The organism is Bradyrhizobium sp. A11 (genome assembly GCF_042077125.1).
Taxonomy (GTDB): domain Bacteria; phylum Pseudomonadota; class Alphaproteobacteria; order Rhizobiales; family Xanthobacteraceae; genus Bradyrhizobium; species Bradyrhizobium japonicum_B.
Window position 1 is genome coordinate 4,865,844 of sequence record NZ_CP149509.1, and the last position, 18,693, is coordinate 4,884,536.

The 18,693-nt window shown below is 62.3% G+C and carries 22 protein-coding genes and 1 pseudogene; 13 read left to right on the forward strand and 10 right to left on the reverse strand.

What is annotated here, in order from left to right; all coding sequences use genetic code 11:
• The first annotated feature begins 698 nt into the window (after nt 1-698).
• On the forward strand, nt 699-1,469 hold the full coding sequence (locus WI560_RS22915) for an EAL domain-containing protein (protein WP_375304977.1): 771 nt from the start codon (nt 699-701) through the stop codon (nt 1,467-1,469).
• Between the two features lie 139 nt (nt 1,470-1,608).
• On the opposite strand, the gene WI560_RS22920 is transcribed toward WI560_RS22915, so the two are convergent.
• On the reverse strand, nt 1,609-1,836 hold the full coding sequence (locus WI560_RS22920) for a hypothetical protein (protein ID WP_375304978.1): 228 nt from the start codon (nt 1,834-1,836) through the stop codon (nt 1,609-1,611).
• Between the two features lie 130 nt (nt 1,837-1,966).
• On the opposite strand from WI560_RS22920, the gene WI560_RS22925 reads away from it, so the two are divergent.
• From WI560_RS22925 to WI560_RS22945, 5 genes are all read left to right on the forward strand, one after another.
• Nucleotides 1,967-2,149 (forward strand): hypothetical protein, encoded by a 183-nt coding sequence (locus tag WI560_RS22925; RefSeq protein WP_257175739.1) that lies wholly within the window; start codon nt 1,967-1,969, stop codon nt 2,147-2,149.
• Nucleotides 2,150-2,642: 493 nt separating this feature from the next.
• A complete protein-coding gene (locus tag WI560_RS22930) occupies nt 2,643-2,963 on the forward strand; it encodes a hypothetical protein (protein ID WP_375304979.1) in 321 nt (106 codons plus the stop codon).
• 26 nt (nt 2,964-2,989) lie between these two features.
• Nucleotides 2,990-3,616 carry a hypothetical protein gene (locus tag WI560_RS22935; protein WP_375304980.1) on the forward strand — a complete coding sequence of 209 codons (627 nt, stop codon included), beginning with the start codon at nt 2,990-2,992 and terminating at the stop codon, nt 3,614-3,616.
• 219 nt (nt 3,617-3,835) lie between these two features.
• Nucleotides 3,836-4,021 (forward strand): hypothetical protein, encoded by a 186-nt coding sequence (locus WI560_RS22940; RefSeq protein ID WP_028137711.1) that lies wholly within the window; start codon nt 3,836-3,838, stop codon nt 4,019-4,021.
• Nucleotides 4,022-4,258: 237 nt separating this feature from the next.
• A complete protein-coding gene (locus WI560_RS22945) occupies nt 4,259-5,545 on the forward strand; it encodes an NRAMP family divalent metal transporter (protein ID WP_375304981.1) in 1,287 nt (428 codons plus the stop codon).
• A 68-nt stretch (nt 5,546-5,613) separates the two neighbouring features.
• On the opposite strand, the gene WI560_RS22950 is transcribed toward WI560_RS22945, so the two are convergent.
• On the reverse strand, nt 5,614-5,898 hold the full coding sequence (locus WI560_RS22950; RefSeq protein WP_375308887.1) for a hypothetical protein: 285 nt from the start codon (nt 5,896-5,898) through the stop codon (nt 5,614-5,616).
• A 144-nt stretch (nt 5,899-6,042) separates the two neighbouring features.
• Nucleotides 6,043-9,465 (reverse strand): LuxR C-terminal-related transcriptional regulator, encoded by a 3,423-nt coding sequence (locus WI560_RS22955; RefSeq protein WP_375304982.1) that lies wholly within the window; start codon nt 9,463-9,465, stop codon nt 6,043-6,045.
• A gap of 3 nt (nt 9,466-9,468) precedes the next feature.
• On the opposite strand from WI560_RS22955, the gene WI560_RS22960 reads away from it, so the two are divergent.
• Nucleotides 9,469-9,804: a nuclear transport factor 2 family protein gene (locus WI560_RS22960; RefSeq protein WP_375304983.1), complete on the forward strand. Its 336-nt coding sequence runs from the start codon at nt 9,469-9,471 to the stop codon at nt 9,802-9,804.
• Between the two features lie 321 nt (nt 9,805-10,125).
• Here the strand turns inward: WI560_RS22960 and WI560_RS22965 are convergent, their stop codons facing one another.
• Entirely contained in the window at nt 10,126-10,248 is a 123-nt protein-coding gene (locus tag WI560_RS22965; RefSeq protein WP_375304984.1) for a hypothetical protein, read from the reverse strand.
• Between the two features lie 5 nt (nt 10,249-10,253).
• Nucleotides 10,254-10,457: a hypothetical protein gene (locus tag WI560_RS22970; RefSeq protein ID WP_375304985.1), complete on the reverse strand. Its 204-nt coding sequence runs from the start codon at nt 10,455-10,457 to the stop codon at nt 10,254-10,256.
• A 237-nt stretch (nt 10,458-10,694) separates the two neighbouring features.
• On the opposite strand from WI560_RS22970, the gene WI560_RS22975 reads away from it, so the two are divergent.
• Nucleotides 10,695-11,111: a hypothetical protein gene (locus WI560_RS22975; protein WP_375304986.1), complete on the forward strand. Its 417-nt coding sequence runs from the start codon at nt 10,695-10,697 to the stop codon at nt 11,109-11,111.
• Between the two features lie 73 nt (nt 11,112-11,184).
• On the opposite strand, the gene WI560_RS22980 is transcribed toward WI560_RS22975, so the two are convergent.
• Nucleotides 11,185-11,523 carry a hypothetical protein gene (locus WI560_RS22980; protein WP_375304987.1) on the reverse strand — a complete coding sequence of 113 codons (339 nt, stop codon included), beginning with the start codon at nt 11,521-11,523 and terminating at the stop codon, nt 11,185-11,187.
• Between the two features lie 323 nt (nt 11,524-11,846).
• On the opposite strand from WI560_RS22980, the gene WI560_RS22985 reads away from it, so the two are divergent.
• Nucleotides 11,847-12,242 (forward strand): response regulator transcription factor, encoded by a 396-nt coding sequence (locus WI560_RS22985; RefSeq protein WP_375304988.1) that lies wholly within the window; start codon nt 11,847-11,849, stop codon nt 12,240-12,242.
• Between the two features lie 120 nt (nt 12,243-12,362).
• Here WI560_RS22985 and rocF read toward each other — a convergent pair whose 3' ends face one another.
• Nucleotides 12,363-13,340 (reverse strand): arginase, encoded by a 978-nt coding sequence (gene rocF, locus WI560_RS22990; protein ID WP_375304989.1) that lies wholly within the window; start codon nt 13,338-13,340, stop codon nt 12,363-12,365.
• 251 nt (nt 13,341-13,591) lie between these two features.
• Between rocF and WI560_RS22995 the strand changes: the two genes are divergently transcribed.
• Nucleotides 13,592-13,852 (forward strand): hypothetical protein, encoded by a 261-nt coding sequence (locus WI560_RS22995; RefSeq protein WP_375159360.1) that lies wholly within the window; start codon nt 13,592-13,594, stop codon nt 13,850-13,852.
• Nucleotides 13,853-14,152: 300 nt separating this feature from the next.
• Here the strand turns inward: WI560_RS22995 and WI560_RS23000 are convergent, their stop codons facing one another.
• Together WI560_RS23000 and WI560_RS23005 are read right to left on the reverse strand one after the other, a co-directional pair.
• The gene (locus tag WI560_RS23000; RefSeq protein ID WP_375304990.1) at nt 14,153-15,361 is read right to left on the reverse strand and encodes an adenylate/guanylate cyclase domain-containing protein; all 1,209 of its coding nucleotides are present in this window, start codon (nt 15,359-15,361) and stop codon (nt 14,153-14,155) included.
• A gap of 73 nt (nt 15,362-15,434) precedes the next feature.
• Nucleotides 15,435-16,097 (reverse strand): phytochelatin synthase family protein, encoded by a 663-nt coding sequence (locus WI560_RS23005; RefSeq protein WP_375304991.1) that lies wholly within the window; start codon nt 16,095-16,097, stop codon nt 15,435-15,437.
• 252 nt (nt 16,098-16,349) lie between these two features.
• Between WI560_RS23005 and WI560_RS23010 the strand changes: the two genes are divergently transcribed.
• Entirely contained in the window at nt 16,350-16,565 is a 216-nt protein-coding gene (locus WI560_RS23010; RefSeq protein ID WP_166813554.1) for a dodecin family protein, read from the forward strand.
• A 163-nt stretch (nt 16,566-16,728) separates the two neighbouring features.
• Nucleotides 16,729-17,043, forward strand: coding sequence for a hypothetical protein (locus tag WI560_RS23015; RefSeq protein ID WP_375304992.1), 315 nt, complete (start codon nt 16,729-16,731; stop codon nt 17,041-17,043).
• Between the two features lie 406 nt (nt 17,044-17,449).
• Here the strand turns inward: WI560_RS23015 and WI560_RS23020 are convergent.
• Nucleotides 17,450-17,887: pseudogene (locus WI560_RS23020) on the reverse strand (adenylate/guanylate cyclase domain-containing protein); the annotation flags it as partial.
• Between the two features lie 149 nt (nt 17,888-18,036).
• On the opposite strand from WI560_RS23020, the gene WI560_RS23025 reads away from it, so the two are divergent.
• Nucleotides 18,037-18,645: a TetR/AcrR family transcriptional regulator gene (locus tag WI560_RS23025; protein ID WP_375304993.1), complete on the forward strand. Its 609-nt coding sequence runs from the start codon at nt 18,037-18,039 to the stop codon at nt 18,643-18,645.
• Nucleotides 18,646-18,693 lie beyond the last annotated feature (48 nt).

An 18,693-nucleotide genomic window follows, 5' to 3' on the forward strand; every position in this document is an offset into this window, starting at 1 on the left:
AAGAGGCCCGGGAGGGGACAAAGGTTGCAAGCCCATCGAAAATCAATTGAAGCCAAGGGGTTCCGGGAACTGACTGCGCCTCCCTGGCGCAGTCCCCTACTCTTCCGCGAGCTTGCGCTCGATATATAGGCGTCCACCGTCTCGGCGAACGAGCGCTGCACGCCGACCGCCACGTCGTGCTGGTCGAGTGCATCGCGCTGGAGCACGCGCAGGCCCCGTCCGCGGCAGCTCACCGGCGCCGTATTCAGATATTGATCGATGGCGCCCTTGGCGAGCGGGATGGCCTTGGGATCGCCCCTGGCGATCAGGAGCCGGAGCAGGCTCTGGCATTCGGCCAAACCGGGCATGGGTTTGCTTCTCACCTCTGCTGCGATTTCGGCTTCGGCCGCCGCACCGGCTGTGTGTGGGTGCCGAACAGCGCCAGCAGGAACGCGACTTCTTCCTTTGAACCGATCTGGATCATGATGATCTCCTTTTCGCTTCGTTGGTCGGGGCCCGGGCGCACGGAGTTCAGGACAATCGGGTTTCAGCATTGTTTCAGGCGTGTTTCGTCCGATCGTGACGCTGATGGCCCGCCTGCTTGTGTTCACAAATGGACATGGGCAATGCCTTTCCGGGGTCCGCGTCCACGCTTCGCTGTTCCTTAACGGGTGCGCCATAACGTCCGCGCAGGTGAAGGGCTGCAGGAGACTTGCAAGATGGGCGTGACGTGCGCCGGATGCGCTGACGGGACGGAGTTGCCGTTCGAATTCAAGATGGCATTCCAGCCGATCGTCGACGTCGCCGAGAACAGGATCTGGGGCTATGAGGCGCTGGTGCGTGGCCCCAGCGGCGAGAGCGCGCATAGCGTGCTCAGCCAGCTCACCGACCAGCAGCTTTACCGCTTCGACCAGGCCGCCCGGGTGATGGCGATCGAAACCGCCGGCCGGCTGTTTGTGGATCCGCGCGCGCGGCTCTCGATCAACTTCATGCCGAACGCCGTGTACGAGCCGCGCGCCTGCATCCGGAAATCGCTGGAAGCGGCGCGCCGCGTGAATTTTCCCGCCTCCAATCTGATGTTCGAGTTCACCGAGAACGAGCGGATGAGCGATCCGGCGCATGTCGAGAACATCGTGCGCACCTACAAGGCGCTCGGCTTCTGGACGGCGCTGGATGATTTCGGCGCCGGCTATGCCGGCCTCGGCCTGCTCGCCCGGCTGCAGCCGAACCTGATCAAGATCGACATGGAGCTGCTGCGCGACATCCATCTCAGCCGGCCCAAGCAGGTGATCGTCTCAGGCCTGGCGCAAATCGCGCGCGAGCTCGATATCGCGGTTCTGGCCGAGGGCGTCGAGAACGAGGCCGAACTCATCATCTTGCGCGCCGCCGGCATCGCACTGTTTCAAGGCTATTATTTCGCCAGGCCCGCCCTGATGTCGCTGCCGGCGGTGCGGGGATTCGAACGGATCGACGTCTCGCTCGCGGGGTGAGGCACTGTCCTGCCTAAGCCGCTCATCAGTCAAAGCCCGCGCGGATCGCTCCACGCGGGCTTTCGTTTGCCGCTTGCGCGGCCTTCTCGAAGGCGCAGCGCCGAGGGGGCTCGGCGTCGATCGTCGTCTCAGTGCATCCTCAGTTCGAGGTGCAGACCTTGACGGTCTTCATGCCGGCCTCGGCTTCAGACCTGGTCTTGTAGACGGTGTCGCCGCTGACGACCGTCGTTTCGGTGGTGGTCGGCTTCGCCTCGGTGATCGTGCACTTCTTGGTCTTGACGTCCTGCACCACGTAGAACGACTGCGCGAACGCAGGCGCGGCAAACGAGGTCAGCACGGCGGCGGTAATGATGGTCTTGATGTTCATCGTGTCCTCCTCCAGCGGCCCGGTGATCCCGGACCTGTCTCCTTTAAACTTCAAATATTGCCACTTGTTCCCGGTCGGGACCCGAACCAACGGCCGCGGCCCGCGTTGACGCACGACCCTGGAGGCTTCGATGCTGGATGTGAGACTTGTGACGACCTCGCTGGCGATGCTGATCGCGCTCATGTCCGTGGCGCTGGCCGAGCCCACCAAGGATCAGGGGCGGCCTGCGGCTGAGGCTCGTCCGATCCGCGTCATCCTGCCGGCCCCTTGGGAGCCCGCCACGACGCAGGCCGAGGCTCCGCCGGCGAAGTGAGGCGGAGCTTCTCGGCAACTGGATTCCAGGCTTTTGTACCCCCGCAAGGATCGCCTCGCACGTCTGCGGTCTCGAACCCCGGCGCAACTCATTTGCCGCGCTTCGCGGTGACGGAGCGCAAGCTGATGCCGTGCTGCCAGGCTCGCCCCCTCACGGCCGCCTCGCTCCGGTTAAGCGCAAGTGCAATCTCGTCGGGCCGCCGGCCCGCTTCAGCCATGGCTTTCAACTGCTCGTGCTCATCCGCTGTCCACCTCTTCAACAATGGATAGCGTGATTGCATGGTTGGCGCTGCCTCGCCCGCTGTGAAAGCGAAGACAATCGGTCGCCGGAAGCGAAGTTCCTCCGACCAGTGTGGCAATCGTTGCTCGCGCCCCTTACCTGCGCGACCACGATCGAAGCAAGACGCTGCTGCCGCATTCGCAGCTTCGCACGATAGCAACCAATTCGAATCTCACGTGTTGTCGCCGGCACATTCACCGCCGGAGAACAAACAATGAGACGCCTTACCTTACTAGCCGCAACCTTGCTGATGCTCGGAGCCGTGCCCGCAAGCGCGCAGTCGCAGCCCGCGCAAAGCGGGCCGGGCAACAACGCCGTCAACAGCTCGGACCAGAACAACTCGAACAAGCCTGTCGAGGGCCGCAACAGCTTCACCGAGGGACAGGCGAAGTCGCGGATCGAGGGCGCCGGATATTCCAACGTCTCCGGACTGCACAAGGACGACCAGGGCGTCTGGCGCGGCAAGGCCGACAAGGCCGGCAGCAAGACCGACGTCAGCCTGGACTTCCAGGGCAACGTGAACCCCGCCAAGTAAGGCCGACCAAGTAAGGAATCATGCAAATGACAGCCACCATCTCCCGCCTTTACGACACCTACGCCGATGCCGAGCGCGCCGTGACCCGTCTCGAAAGCGCCGGCGTGCCGCACTCCGACATCAGCATCGTCGCCAACAATTCCGACAATTGGTACGGCTCTCGCTCCGGCAAGGTCGACCGTGACCGCGACGGCGTCGACGACCGCGCCGAGGGCGCCGGCACCGGTGCCGGCATCGGCGCCGGCCTCGGCGGCGCGGCGGGCCTGCTCGCCGGTCTCGGCCTGCTCGCCATCCCCGGCCTCGGGCCGGTCGTCGCGGCAGGATGGCTCGCCTCGATGGCGGCCGGCGCAGCCGCCGGTGCGGCCACGGGCGGAATCGTCGGCGCCCTGACCGAAGCCGGCGTCTCCAAGGAAGAGGCCTCGCGCTATGCCGAAGGCGTTCGCCGCGGCGGCACGCTGGTGTCAGCGCGGGTGCCCGACCAGGACCGCGCGCGGCTCGATGCGCTTCTCAACGAGCGAGCCGTGAACCTGCAGGACCGCAGCGCGGCCTGGCAGAAGAGCGGCTGGACCGACTTCGATGCGGCAAGCCCGCCGCTGTCGCCGCAGGACATCGGCCGCGAGCGCGAACTCTACGGCGCAGGTACGCGGCGATAAGCTCCCGTCAAGCAAGATACGCAAAGGCCCCGCAATGCGGGGCCTTTCTTCATGAGCGCGATCCACCTATGCCCGGTCGGGACAAACCGGAAATCGCGCCAATTTTAGCCAAATCCGACGCATCGGATTTGGCGGAATGAAAGCTCCTCGCGCCATGCTGAGCGTGCCGCTTGCTCTCTTTGCGCGGGCGCTGTCGGAAGAGCTTCGGAGAGATCACCCATGTACTACGTCGCCGCTGCATTGCTGGTGCTGTCGGGACTGTTCTATTCGGCGAGCCATCACGAGATCGGCTCGTTCGGCGTCACCATGTGCACCTATGGCGGTGCATTCTGCGACAACCCGCTGATCGTCTTTTCCGGCGCGGCGCTGGCGGCTGCCTGGGGCATGTTCGTCAGCATCAAGTAGCCCGGCGGCGCAGCAGTTCCCGGCGCGCCCGCTTCAAGACTCCGCCTGGACGCGAGGCCCTCGCCCACTCGACCGGGGTTCGAGAAGACTTGCGATGATGGCAATCTACATGTGTTTTGCCCGGCGGTCAAGTCGAATTAGCATTTTCAGAAATGATGGATCTCCGCGCGGTGTGGAACCTACGTTCCCTCCTTAGCATTTGCTATGGAAACACCGCCCGATCGAGGTCCCCCTTCCATGAGCGACAGCGCCCTCACCCCGACGAAATCCGCGCCGACGCTTCTGCAACGGCTGGGGCCGGGCCTCGTCACCGGAGCTGCCGACGACGATCCCTCGGGCATCGCCACCTATTCGCAGGCCGGCGCGCAATTCGGCTACGGGCTGTTGTGGACGGTGTTTCTCACCACGCCGTTCATGATCGCGATCCAGCTCGTCAGCGCGCGGATCGGCCGCGTCACCGGCAAGGGGCTTGCCGCCAACGTCATGCAGATCGTGCCGCGCTGGGCGGTGCTGGGCCTCGTCGCCATGCTGGTTGCCGCCAACACCTTCAACATCGCCGCCGATATCGCCGCGATGGCCGAGGCGCTGTCGCTCGTGATCGGCGGGCTCAATCACGAGCATGCGCTGATCTTCGCGGCGGGCTCGACCCTGCTGCAGGTCTTCCTGCCCTATCGCCGCTATTCGCCGGTGCTGAAGTTTCTCACCCTGGCGTTGTTCGCCTATGTCGCGACCGCCTTCACCGTGAAGATCCCCTGGAGCACGGCGCTGCTCGCCGCGGTGTGGCCCAAGGCCAATGTCAGCGCCGATTATTTCCTCATGGTCGTCGCCGTGCTCGGCACCACGATCAGCCCCTATCTGTTCTTCTGGCAAGCCTCGCAGGAGGTCGAGGAGATGAACCAGGGCACGCGCGACGAGCCGCTGCGCGAGCTCAAGCGCGGCGGCGGACGGGAGCTCGACCGCATCAAGACCGACACCATCTCCGGCATGCTGCTGTCCAACGGCATCGCCTTCTTCATCATTCTCACCACCGCGTCGGTGCTGCACGCCAACGGCATCACCAACATCGATTCGGCGACGCAAGCGGCCGAGGCGCTGCGACCGCTCGCCGGGGACTTCACCTTCGCATTGTTCGCGCTCGGCATCATCGGCACGGGTCTGCTCGCGATCCCGGTGCTGGCAGGCTCGGCCGCCTACGGCGTTGCGGAGATTTTCGGCTGGCGCGCCACGCTGGAGGCCAAGCCGGACGAGGCGGCCGGCTTCTACACCATCATCGCCGCAGCGACCCTCATCGGCTTCGGCCTCGGCTTCACGGGGATCGATTCCATCCAGATGCTGGTGTGGAGCGCGGTGCTGAACGGCATCGTCGCCGTCCCCATCATGGCAATGATGATGCTGATCGTCTCGAACCGTGCGATCATGGGCCGCTTCAGGGCAAGGCCGTTGCTGGTCGCGCTGGGCTGGCTCGGCACCGCGCTGATGGCGCTCGCCGTCCTCGCCTTGCTCGCCTCATCGGTGATCGGCTGACGCGACCGAGGTGCGCGAGAAGAAGTTCGCCGCGGGCTCATGAATCACGGCCGCAAGGGCTGACGCGATTACGGCGTCACGGGATTGACGACAGGGGACGTCCTGGGCCCCGGTCGCGTCGGCTCGATCGGCGATTTCGGAGTGGTCGGAAGCACCTTGGCCCCCGCGGCCCGTGCCGCTTCGCCCGTGGTCGCATACATCGCGACATGAGCCGGCTGGGTTTTGGCGCGATTCCACGGGCCGTGATCGACGATCAGCATGGCCGCAATCGTCACCCCCGCTACGATCAGCGCGATCACGCCGGGATGGCGGAAGGCGGTGGACATGGAGTTGGCGAAACGACCATTTGTCATCATGAAAATCCGCGGTTATCCTTCCGCAGGTTAATTCCAAGGCGCCCTTCCCGGTTCCAGCTTCCATCAGGCAGGTTCCAGGCAAATTGCGCGGATGCGGCCCGCGCCATCATGTTCCTGTCCGCGCAATGAGGGCGCCGCGCTTCAGATCAACCAATCATGGGTCGCGGGTCCCATGCCGTGATGCGGACCGTTCACGCCGTGATGGGCTGCGTGCTCGTCCAGCGCGCCGGCAACGATTTCGGTGATCATCTGGGGGGAGCCTTTCTCACCGGGCGTCAGGTGGGCAACACCATGTTCTCTGAGTTCGACGGCCGGGGCGAATGTGGAAGGAGCTGTCCCGCTATCGAAGCGAAACACCAGGTCACGATCCGCGCCGTTGCTTGCGGATCCAGATTTTCCCGGTTGGGCTTCAGGTGCAGGAGATTGCGGAGGCTGGTGTGGGCTTCCGCCCGCGGCGATGTCCCCTCTTACGACGCTCGGCTCGGCCGTGCCTGCGTTCGGTGAGGCCGAAGGCGAATCGTGCGGCGGCTTGCCGTGCTCCGAAGCCGTCGGGTCTGCTGTCTTCCCTGCCGGAGATGCCGGGTCGGAAGCGTGGGATGGATGCTCATCATGGCTGGCGCCGTGATCCGGTTTGGACTCGGCTTCGGCCATCTCCACGTTCGCAGGCAGAGGCTTACCAGCGTGCGGCGCGTGACCGTGCTCGGCATTTCCGGCATTTGGGTCGCTCTCGCCGGCTTCCGCTACTTTGGCCGAGTGGCCCGAATTGCCGTGGTCGGCGCCGCCGGCCTCTGCCTTTTTCGCTTGCCCTGGCGGATTGTCCGCGGCCTGGGAATGATGCTCCTTGTCATGGCCGACGTCATGGTCCGGCTTGGAATTGGCTTCGGCCTTCTCCACGTTCGCCGCCTTGACAAGCCCAGACTTCAAATCATGCGACGCGTGACCGTGCTCGGCGTTGCCGGCATTTGGGTCGCTCTCGCCTGGGTCCACTGCTTTGCCCGAGTAGCCCGACTTGCCGTGATCGGCGCCGCCGGCCTCTGCCTTTTTCGCTTGCCCTGGCGAACTGTCCGGAGCCTGGGAATGGTGCTCACTGTCGTGGTCAGCGTTACCGGGTTTGGACTCCGTCTCAGCCTCGCCCGCGGCCGCGTTCTTTCCCTGTCCCTGGTTTGAAGCGTGCGCAGAATTGCCATGGCTTGCACTATCAACCGTCGAGAGGCCAGGCGGGACGATCTCATTCTGCGCGCTCCATGGAGCGCCGCTGTTCGGACTAGCCGGAGCGCTCTTTGAACTGAGATTTTCGGTTGCCGGAGGCGACGCACCATGAGCGGGCGCGGTTGATGATCCGTAGGACGAGACACCGGAGGCATCGGTACTTCCCTCGGTCGTATCTGCCGAGTGGCGTGCGAAGGTGCCCGACTTGGCCGACGTCCCGGAGCCCGTCCGAAAGTGTGCGAACTGGAAGCTCAAGCCGTCATCGGCCGAAGCGCTCCAAACGTGGGCTGTCCCGGGCGAACTCTCGCTCGCGTGGTCCCGGCTCTCACTCGGATCAGTCTCATCGATGGCGGCCGCCGATATCAGCGCCCGTTCGAGTTGCTCTAGGGTGACGGCGACAGCTGCGCCATCTGTGGGATGAACGACATCCGCATCTGCGACGGATACAATTCCCTGCAGATGAACTTCCAGCAGCGCGCGATCCCCGACATCAAGCACACGATCTGTCGGATTCACGTAGACGATCGTTTGATTGGTTGCGGGATCGTAGATCCAGGCGAGGGTATGTGGCGGGATCGATTTGACCGCGGCCGTCAAATGCAGACAAGCGAGCGCCCCGAAAGCCGCAAGATTGATCCTGTTCGGTCCTGAGGCGGAATCCAGGACGGAATCGGAAGAGCCGGATTTGGTATCGACCCCACCGCGATGAACGACGTTCTCGACTTTGCCACCCGGCAATTGATCGAGGCCATCTCCGCCGGAACCGGAAGCAGGACCAAGATCCAACCCGTCGTCAATTTTCTGGCCGCTGTCGCTCGCGGCATCCGGGCCAGCCTGCCCCCGAACGTCCTGTTGCGGGACGTCAATGCTTCCGGTCACAAAGCCGGCAGCCCGGCCAAAATCGTGCGCAAGGATATCCGAAGTTAAGTTCGCTGGATGCAAGCTCGCTGGCTGATTGGCGTCGACATGCGTGATGGCGGCGAGCTTGGTCGTCGCAGTCTCGCCAACGCCGTCCAGGAGGCTGCCGATCGATGTGTGATCCAACTCATGCGCCTGCGCGGCGAGATGGGGATCGCTGAGGGCGTAGATCAGCGCGCCGGCAAGAGTGGCGAAAGTGCCATAGCCTCCGGGGACCGGCGTCGGTTGGAAAGCAAGCCGCGGAAGGTGATCTTCCACCCGAAGGACACCTCCGCTTGAAGCGTCGTGGGATTCCCGCGGCAAAAGCGCATGAAGGCTCGGCGTGTTCGATCCAGCAGCACCGCCCTGCTTCAACGCGTTCAAGCCAGGGACTTGTGAGCCAAGCAGCTGCTCCGCCGCGCGCAGCACTTCCATTGCCGTGCTCGGGTTCGCGGCCTGGCTTGCCTTGGCCAGCAAGTCCCTCTCGGTGAGAGCAGTCGCTTCCCCGGATTTCGAGATGATGAGATGCGCGAGGATGGCTTTTTTCCAGACCTCAAAGCCGGCGTGTTCGTCGCTCTGACCGGGGCCATCGTCATGCGCAAAAGTGTCCTCGGCTTCCGACGCCTTGAGTTCGTCGGCAATTGCGAAGGCAAGAAACGCCAGAGCGAGCACGCTGAAGCCGGAGGTGCGTTGCAACAACGAGAGGGTCGCAAGCACCGTTCTGTTGGTGATTTCAAGCTTCTGAAAGATATTGTGCAGGTGGACCTTGACTGTCCCTTGGGAAACGTCGAGCCGGCGCGCGATCTCCTTATTCGACATCCCTTCCGCGACCAGTCGGGCGATCTGACGTTCTCGCGGCGTCAATAGCTTCAGCATCTTTTCGAGCTTGCCGTCGCCGTCCTCGCCGCCTGGCACAAGATCGGACTGCGCCAGCGACACACCGCTCTTGGCCATCAGCCGCAACGATCGTAGCATGGGGCCGGGAGCAGCATATTTCGAAATTGCGCTGCAGGCGCCGGCAGCGATCGCTGCGGTCAGACCGTGGTTGGCGTCGGATTCGACAAAGAACACCAGGCGCGTCGAAAGCTTCTCGGCTTTCGCGATCGCGAGGATGTCGGATGCCGTCAGGTCCGGCAGGGTGTCGGCAATGAGCGCGACGTCGGGCGACAAATTCCGGATGGCCTCGAGGCAGCTTGTCCCGTCGTTGGCGGACGCGACAACATCGAAATCCTGCTGCGTCCCGAGGACCGACTTCAGTCCCTGCAGGACGATCGGTTGCCGATCAACAAGCACAAGCCGGATGGGTTTGGAAATCCCCTGCTTGGCGGACGCGTCCAACATCGACTTTGCCTCGGCCCGGTCCTCTATGTCCTTCGGCATATCGCCGTGGCCGGGTGGGATAATAAAATACAAGCAATCGATTTGGTTCCCACTGGCTTGAATCAGTTTGGACGGCACTCAGTGACAAATATCTCCTTTGACCCCATGGCCGTTGCGGTCGACTGGCTTGATGCCTACCGCGCCGGCGACATCGAAGCGCTCCTGGACCTGCATGCCGACGATGCCGTGGTGCACTGCGGCTGCAGCGGCGTCCAGACCGTCACCGGCCGCGAAGCACTTCGTGCCTATTGGATCGAGCACCTCCGACGATATCCGGCGGGCTCGTTGGACGATCTCAATCCTTCGGACCGGGGAACCGTGATCTCTTACCTCACCAGTACAGGTGTCATGAGCGCGGTCTTGGCGTTTGACACCTCCGGCAGGATCAAGGTCCTGGACTGCAGTCCCCTGCCCTAGCAGGCAACCGCATCTTGCAGCGCTCTCGCCTGGGGCCATCCTTCGAGACGCCCGCCGTTGGCGGCCGTCAGGATGAGGACCGGATGCGCCCCTACTAGTTTCAGCAAGCACCAATGCCGCTTGGCTCACCCTGAGGAGACCGCGAAGCGGTCGTCTCGAAGGGCGAGGCGTGCGCAGGTCTCGCCAAGCTCTGCGAGCGCGTCACCCGCAAGCGGGAGAGGCGGAGCAAGCCCGCAGACGGCCCCCGTGCAATCCATATGCGATTGCCCCGCCCTACAACCTTCGGCGCGATCCGGACCGGCAGCAGTGGTGCCTCCCTTGCTAACTGCCGAAGACGATGCGCAAGGCGATCACGATGACCGCCGAGATGAGAAACGAAATCGCCAGCAGCGTCCAACTCGGCCTTGTGCTTCCGCGGGCTACGCGCGCGACGAGCATCTTCATGCTCGTCAACATTCGTCGCTGGGAAGTCGGGACAGGTAGGCTATCCCGAAACTGACGAGCTCTTCGGCATCGCTCTCGCGCTCTTCCCTTCTCCTGAGCAAATGGCGTTCCAGCAGGCATCGCCGACTGTCGCATGCGTCGACGTCGGGATGCCGCGCCCGGTACACCGTCCAGGCCGTTTCGGCGGCGTTCTTCAAGACGTCGTCCACGATGCTTGTTCTCCACGACACCGGATCCATCGCTGCCAACTCAAGGCACTCCTGATGTTTCCAGTTTTTCCCGGTATCTTTAGTCGAACGGACGACATCGCGCGGGACGGTTTCGGTCGTGGGGGCTCTCACGCAGGCGAATTGGCCCTTGGCGGGGACGATCTTTCACTTGGCAACTATTGCCTATTTTTCCCGTTATCTCCGGGGCGGATGTCATGCGATGTGAAAGGTATCTCGATGAACAAAATCGCAATGTCGGCCCTGATGGCCGGCGCTCTTGGTTTGAGCTCGATCGCTGCGACGTCTCCGGCTGAAGCCCATTGGCGGGGCTGGGGACCGGGACTTGCCGGCGGCCTAGTCGCAGGTGCCGTGATCGGCGGGCTTGCCTCCTCGGCGTATGGATGGGGCCCCGGCCATGGCTATTACGGCTACGGTCCGGGTTATTATGGCGCCGGCTATTATGGCGGGCCATACGCCTATGATTATGGGTACGACGCACCGTATCGTTGGGGCGGCGGATACACCACGACCACCTACTACACACAGCCCGTTTCCTACGGCTATCGCTATCGCCGCGTCGTGCGCCCCGCCTACGCCTATTACCCCGGATCATATCCCGTGGTGCGGCACCGTTGGCATCACCACCACCGGTAAGCGCTGCGCGTCATTCCGAATGCGGCCGCGCTCCCCAGGAGCGCGGCTTTTTCTCGATGAGGCGCGCGTCTTGCTAGGTTCGCGGCGCCGGCTGCGGCGGCGCAGCAGGTTGCTGTGAAGGTGCGGCGGGCGGCTTGGGCGGCTCCGTCGGCGTGACAGAATCTCCCCCGCCATGAGGCACACAGGTCCCGACGTTGCTCAGCAGTCTTTTCGCCTCGAGTTCGCGGGCTTTCCTGTAGTCGCTACGCCGGTCGATTCTTGCCGCAGCCACGCGGTCCCAGGCATCGAACGCGTCAGAGTAATGCTGTCGCATTTGCGCCTCGGCGGACAGGCAGTCGCTGAACTTGTCGAATACGAGATCCGTCTTGACGGGCGCGACGCCACCGACGAGGACCACAAGCATCCATTTCATGGTGTCCGCCTACGTTCGCGCCTGCACACCGGAATGGTGATGCGTCGGCAAAGTTCCGGGCTGCGTCGCCGCCCGGTCTCGATAAAAAAGGGCCCCAGCTCGCGGGGATAGTTGGGGGGCGTTGGAGCTGGGGCCATCGGGGTCACCCTTGGGGAAGGGCATCGGGAAAACTTGGCAATTGCCGGAATGTTCCTGTTCCGGCGGAATTCCAGACGAAATGCTTGACCACGCCAGCCTTGAATTCAGGTGATTTGTGCCGCTGGGGAACAAACGGCGCTGTGTACACTTTGTAACACACGGGGAGATGGCAGGGGATTGGTGCCGTGACAGAACGTCCGATGATTCTTGTTATCGAAGACGACGATACGATCCAGGCTATCGTTGAAGATGCCTTGACCGAAGGAGGCTTCGAGATCGCAACCGTGAAGACGGGCGAGGAAGCCAGTACACTGCTGAAGGGCCGTCTCAGGCCCTACCGGGCTCTTGTCACGGACGTCAATCTTCTCGGACGCCTCGATGGCTGGGAGGTCGCAAGAGCGGCCCGGGAGCTCGATCCGAATTTTCCGGTGGTTTACATGACGGGTGGCGCTGCCGATCAATGGCCCGTCCTAGGGGTGCCGAACAGCATCCTGTTGCAAAAGCCATTTGCGCCCGCGCAAGTGGTTGCCGCTGTATCGCAGCTCTTGAACGCGGGCTCGCAGCAAACGGGTCCCGCCTGAGGTTTCCGCAATCCCTGACTGCTTCAGTTCTCTCCGTCGACGACGAAGCCCTGATACCGCCAAGCGACAAGCTGGGACTCGTCTAGCAGATTGAATCTCATCGTCATCGTTGCCGACGCTTCACTCCCCCGGAGCAATTGCGTTACTCGGCGTCGGCCGGTCGGTGATCTGCTGGCCGAACAGGCTGCCGATAAGCTCGACGGCCGTCCGCGCCGTCCGGCCGCGTTCATCCAGGAAGGGATTGAGCTCGACGATGTCGACCGATCCGACCGCGCCGGAATCGTGCAGCAGCTCCATGATCAGGTGTGCCTCGCGATAGGTCGCACCACCCGGCACCGTGGTGCCGACGCCCGGCGCCACGCAGGGATCGAGGAAATCGACGTCGAAGCTGACGTGCAGCACCCCGTTGCTCGCCTTGACCCGCTCGATGACGCGCCGGATCAACACGGCGACGCCGAACTCGTCGATCTGGCGCATGTCGACGACCCTGATCCGGCGCGCGCGCATCAGCTCCTTCTCCAGCTTGTCGATCGAACGCGCGCCGAACAGGTCGAGCCGGTCCGGATGGATTGAGGCGCGGGGATCGTCGCCGAGCAGGCCCTCGAGGCCGGGTTCGCCGCACAAGAACGCGGCCGACATGCCGTGCATGTTCGCGGTGATCGTCGTCTCCGGCGTGTTGTAATCGGCATGGGCATCGAGCCAGAGCACGAACAGCTCCCGGCCACGCTCCTGCCAATGGCGCGCCATGGCATTGACCGATCCCATCGACAGCGTGTGATCGCCGCCCAGGAAGATCGGCAGCGCACCGGTCTTCGCGATCTCATGGCCTTTGCGGCTCAGGGCGCGTGTCCAGCGCTGGATCTCGCGGTAGTGATTGGCTCTTTCCGGGGGCCTGTCGGTGAGGTCTCGGACTTCGCCAGCGGAAAGATCGCCGTAGTCGACGACCTCGAAATCCAGGCTTTCGAGCAGTGTCGCAAGGCCCGCGGTACGCAGCGCCGCAGGACCCATCAATGTGCCGCGCTGCGATGCGCCCATATCGATGGGCGCGCCGAGCAAAGCGATGCGCCGGGCTCGATCCGTCATGGTCCGATCGGTCACGGCCGCCTCCTGATCCAACAAGGTCGAGCCAGCCTAACAGAGATTCGCATCCGTCGTTTCACGGGGGCACTTGCCATCCGGACAGGAACAAAAGCCCCTGCGCTGCATTGCCCATCCAAGGCCGGCACCCGCCGTTAATGACGGCGCCTGTCGCGGATAGCCAAAGGTCGTCAGACCCGCTGTTCAAAACAAGCGCTCGCGCGGATAGCCAAAGGTGCCGGCCTCCGCCATCAGGTTTGGAGGTCGCGCACTTGAGCACGGAGATACCGCAATCCACGTCCCAACCCGGCATGGCCGAGCGTGCCATCGATACGGCGGCGGATGTCTCCCGCACGATCGGTGAAGTCGCGGGCGGCCTGCACGCGGCCGTCGACCGCTTCACCTCGACCATCGAGGAATCGCGCAAGCCCGGCGGCGCCCTCGCGACGGTCGCGGCGATCACGCGCGAAGCGCCGCTTGCCAGCCTGTTCGTCGCCTTCCTGTTCGGCGTCGCGGTGGCGCGCCGGCGGTAGCTTTCTGCCGCCCCTTCGGCGAGATCGTCCTCCATCAGTGGCTCGCCCGTGCGGCTCGGCCCCAGAGACGGTGCACTGGAGGCACGATTCGCATTGCGGCGGTAGCACCGGCCGACGGCAATCCTCACCTTGAAGTTCGAATTGAACCCGGTGGCGCAGCCGCTCGCGAAGGACCAACGGAGACTTCGACGGCAGATCGGTCGCCAATGGTGCGACGTCTAACTGTTTGCAACCGCTCATATGACTTTGTACGTTTCCCGCTGTGCATGCCATCTCCTTGCACAGATTGTTCTCGACTAGCTATTCGCCGTTGGGACCGATCAAGAACCAGGTCGGAATGACTCCCTTTCCCTTCACCTCTCCTGCGCCTCGGGCTTCAAAAACGAAATCTCCCTTCAGGAGGTCAAAAACTTCCTTCGATACCTGGATGCGTCCAGGCACCCCAGTGGACTCCATTCGCGAGGCGACGTTTACCGCATCGCCCCAAACGTCATAGAAAAACTTTCGCTTACCTACCACGCCGGCGACCAGCGGCCCGCTCGCGATTCCAATTCGGATAGGCACAGCCTCTCCATGCTGGTCGCGAAGACTTGCTGCGACCCCGAGCATATCGAGTGCGAAGACCGCCAACGCCTGCGCATGATCCTCGCGCTCGACAGGAACTCCGCTGACCACCATGTAACCATCGCCGGTCGTCTTGATTTTCTCGAGCCGGTGTTCTTCTACGAGCTCGTCGAATGCCGTAAATACGCTGTTGAGCAGTTGGACTAGCTGCGTGGGGGACGTTTGACTGGCCCTGGCTGTGAAACCGGCCATATCCGCGAACAGAATTGACGCGTCATCGTACCTGTCGGCTACAGTTTGAGCCGACGATTTGAGGCGCCGAGCTATCGCTTCGGGCAAGATGTTGACTAGTAGCCTTTCTGACCTCTGATACTCGCGTTCGGCGACTGCTTCTGCACGAGCGGCTTCGCGGACCGCATAGAACACGATGGCGAAGAGGATGAGGGACGTTCCGACGGTGCAGCCGACAAAGTTTTCAAGCATCTGCCGCTCGGTCAGCAGCCCGGTGTCGGCGGGAATCATGACCTCTAGAGCAATGATGAGCAAAACTGCAGAACAGCCGATGACAGCTAGAAGGAAAAGGCGCTCCGTGCCGACGACTAGTACGGCGCCGGCCGCGATCGCTAGGTATTGCACCTGCATGCCGCTGTCGGTACCGAGCAAGGAGCAAATGGCGAAAATCGCAGCGTACGATCCGGCGATATACACCAGTGGCGCAGCCAGAGAACCGGCCCGATGCCACAGCGGGATCGTTGCCAGAAAAACAGCAGTGAGCACATTGATTATGACGAGTGTCCACAAATTCGCAATCGCATCATAAAGAGCGAATCCGAGGGTGAAGACAGATGCGCCAAAAGCTGTTGCGTTGAGCACCCGAAGTCCCCGCGCGGTTTTCTCGGGGAAGCGCTCGGTACCGTAGCCAATGATCTTCGAAAAATGGCGCATGTCCACATGTTCACGTGCTGAAGTGAAGAGAGGTCGCGACCCTGATCCGCTCCCAAGCGGCATGCGGGACAATTTACTCTATGAACAGAAGTCCCCGTTTTTTATCGCCGTCGAACGTATTTACAGCTTCGAACAGCCGCCTCCGCTCGACGAGCCAGGGCTGGAAATCAGCATTGACATCGAGCACGAAAACGAGGTCCTCGGCTTCGAGATACCCCCCGATCGGGGAATGGTGGCCGCTACCAGCGCCAAAAATTCGAGCGCGATCGAAATTCACGATGTAGCGTCTGCCCGGATCGTTGGATCGGCGGAGATGCTCCAGAAACTGCTTCTCGCTGAGATCGCGCAACACCGTAACGTTCCGGCTGGTGTGCGACTGAGCGACTTTAGCCAGTTCGTCAAGCGTGAGACCCATTATGCAAACCCCTGTCCAGCAGCTCCACGTGCCGGCCAATACCTCGCCCTCCGTTCTTGCCGCCTCGCCAAAGGACCGGTACGCATTCGCAACAGCAGCAGGTCCGCAGCGAGAGCCGTTTGACTGCCAATCAACGTGTCTTTGAAATGTGGTTGCCACGGGCAGGCGCCACGCACGCTCCATAAGCTCAGGAGTACGTGTTACCGATGAAGCTATGGCTTCCGCTGGAACGTGTGATCGACCGACCACCAGGGCCCCGGCACACACCAGGCCCACGGCGATAACGATGCTGCTGATGCTTACGCGGTGCCATCGCTTCATGAGTCAGAACCTTGGCGGCAATGACGACATCGGCCTGCAGAACTACATTAAGAACCTAACTGACGGAAAGGACATTCCATATGCGCGGTCGTTCGGGCTGAAAATGCGATCGCATCTGCGCGGGTGCCCGAGTTCTTCCTTGGGTCGAACCAAAGAATGTCAGCCAAACGAACCTTTTCCTCAGCATCGGTGAACATGTATCGGCGCCGCGATTGATGCTAGATTTGCCGGCCCTACCGGATGGAGGACGACATGCCCGAGAGCGTCTACAAGGTCATCGAACTAATCGGTACCAGTAAAGACTCGTGGGAGAAGGCGGCCGCCAACGCGGTCGAGCAAGCCGCTAAATCACTCCGGGACCTTCGCATCGCAGAGGTCGTCAAGCTCGATATGCAACTGGACGATAAGGGGAAAGTCGAGGCCTATCGCGCCAAGCTCAACGTGTCGTTCAAGTTCGAGGGCACCTGAGCCTCAGCACCTCGCCCCTGCGGGCGAGGGTGGCTCATTCGAGAAGGCGCGCTGCACGGTTCGCTCAATCGGACACTGTGGCCTTTCCCCGAAGTTGGCACCAGTCCGGCCGGGACCGATAGGCCCTGATCCGAGGGGTGCACCCATGACACGTGGTGGCCCCATGTACATGGTCATTCGCAAGTACACGAATGTTCGTTCGGTCGCGGACGCCGCTCGTCGCGCCAAGAGCGGCGTCGGTGAGATCCTGAGGCAATCGCAGGGATTCAGATCTTACCATGTGCTGGATGCGGGCGGCGGTGTCGGTATCGCCGTGATGATATTTGATGACCGCGAGAGCGCCAACGCAGCGAACGCCAAGATACTGGCGTTTGTTGAGGCAAGCCTGCTTGACCTCGATCTCGGGGCTCCCGAAGTCACCAGCGGCGAACTTTTGGTGGACATGGCGTCTTCTCATGCGTCTTCGGGCACAAGGTAGCCCCGAGCGCCGCGAGTTGCGTGGCGGGCGCGGTCCTTGTTCGTGTCATCGAGCTGGTGTCACCCTCGCGTTTCCACCGATCGCACCCTGGACGCGCGCGTGCCGCCCGTCAGGAATATTCGACAGCGGATTCTTTTCAAGGAGCAGCAACGCCATGAAGCAACACACCTTCGAAGCGCTCTCCGTCGCAGCGGTATGCCGGACACCGCTCGTGGTGATGGGCACCGCGATGCCGCCAAGAGATCCTGATGAAGAGGATGAAGAGGATGAAGAGGACGATGACGAAGGGGAAGATGGCGATGACGAACCAGCGGTCGTGCGCGAGCCAGACGAAGACTAGATCGGCAAAGATTGCCCTCGGCGTCTCCACGATCGCTTGCCGCTCAGCCCTCCTAATACAATCCTGTACAGCCTTTGACACCAGAATGGCATCGGGTTCGGCCAACTGACACAAACGAGCGGCCAGTTGAACGGTCGCACCGAACAGGTCGTTGCTGCCAGCAATCGGCTCGCCGACATCGATGCCAATTCGCACCTGAAGCTTCTCTTTGCTCGCCAGATTGAAGGCTTCAAATGCGCGCTGGATGGCGCGGGCGCATTGCACGGAGGCAGAGGCGTCGGCAAAGGATGCCATGATACCATCGCCGGTGTGCTTCACCACATGCCCGCCCTCGTCCTTCAAGGCCCGGCGCACCAGCGCGTCATGAGCCCGAACCATCTCAACTGACCGGGCATCGCCAAGAAGCTCCGTCATGCTGGTAGAGCCAACCGTACCTCGCGATGCATCAAACCAGTACGTTAGAAAACGGACGCCGTATCGATCTTGCACTTCCAAATCCTTGCGCGAACAGCTTAACGTCTGCCAAGTCACCGCCAATGGTCAAATGAGCACGGTTCGCGTCCGGTCCACCACCAATTGCGGTCGTCGGTTGACTCGCCGTCAATCTGAGTGGTTAGGTCATGCCGTCACAGTTCAATGGCTGAGTCGAACCGGTGGTCACTGCACGAAAGAAGAAACGCGCCGACATTCCGGCTCGCGACCGAATCCTTGAAGCAGCAACCAGGCTGTTTACCCAACGTCCGTTCGACGAGATCTCAGCGGAAGATATTGCCCGCGAAGCGGGCGTGGCCCATGGACTCACGTTCCACTACTTTGGATCGAAGGCCAAACTTTACGAGGAAATTTCACAAGCTGCCGCCGACCGCCTGGACCGTATTCATCTGCAGGCGACACTCACGGGGTCGGCTCCCGAAAAGCTGCGCAACTTCTTGGTCGCGCATATGGAAGAGGTCTATCGACGCCGGGTCGATTACGTTTTTCATTCGCGCGGCGGCGGGACTGCGGCAATCCAGGACATTTGGGAACGTTCGCGCAGCCACGGAATTCGGCTGGTCCTTGGCTTCTATGGCGTGACTGCGCCCTCGCTTGAACTTGCTGTCGCGACGCGGGCCTGGCTTGGCTATTTCGATGAGCTCGTTCTGGCCTGGGTTCAGGGACAGATAAAAAACAAGGCGGCCATCGTCGAGATGGCGTTTCGGCTTTTCCCGCTTGCGGTCGCCAACGCCGAGCTTCTTGGCGAAAAGAATATTCCATCGGTTTGATAGAGGGTTGATGGCACGTCCCGCACCGCGTCATTGACTATTAGTCAA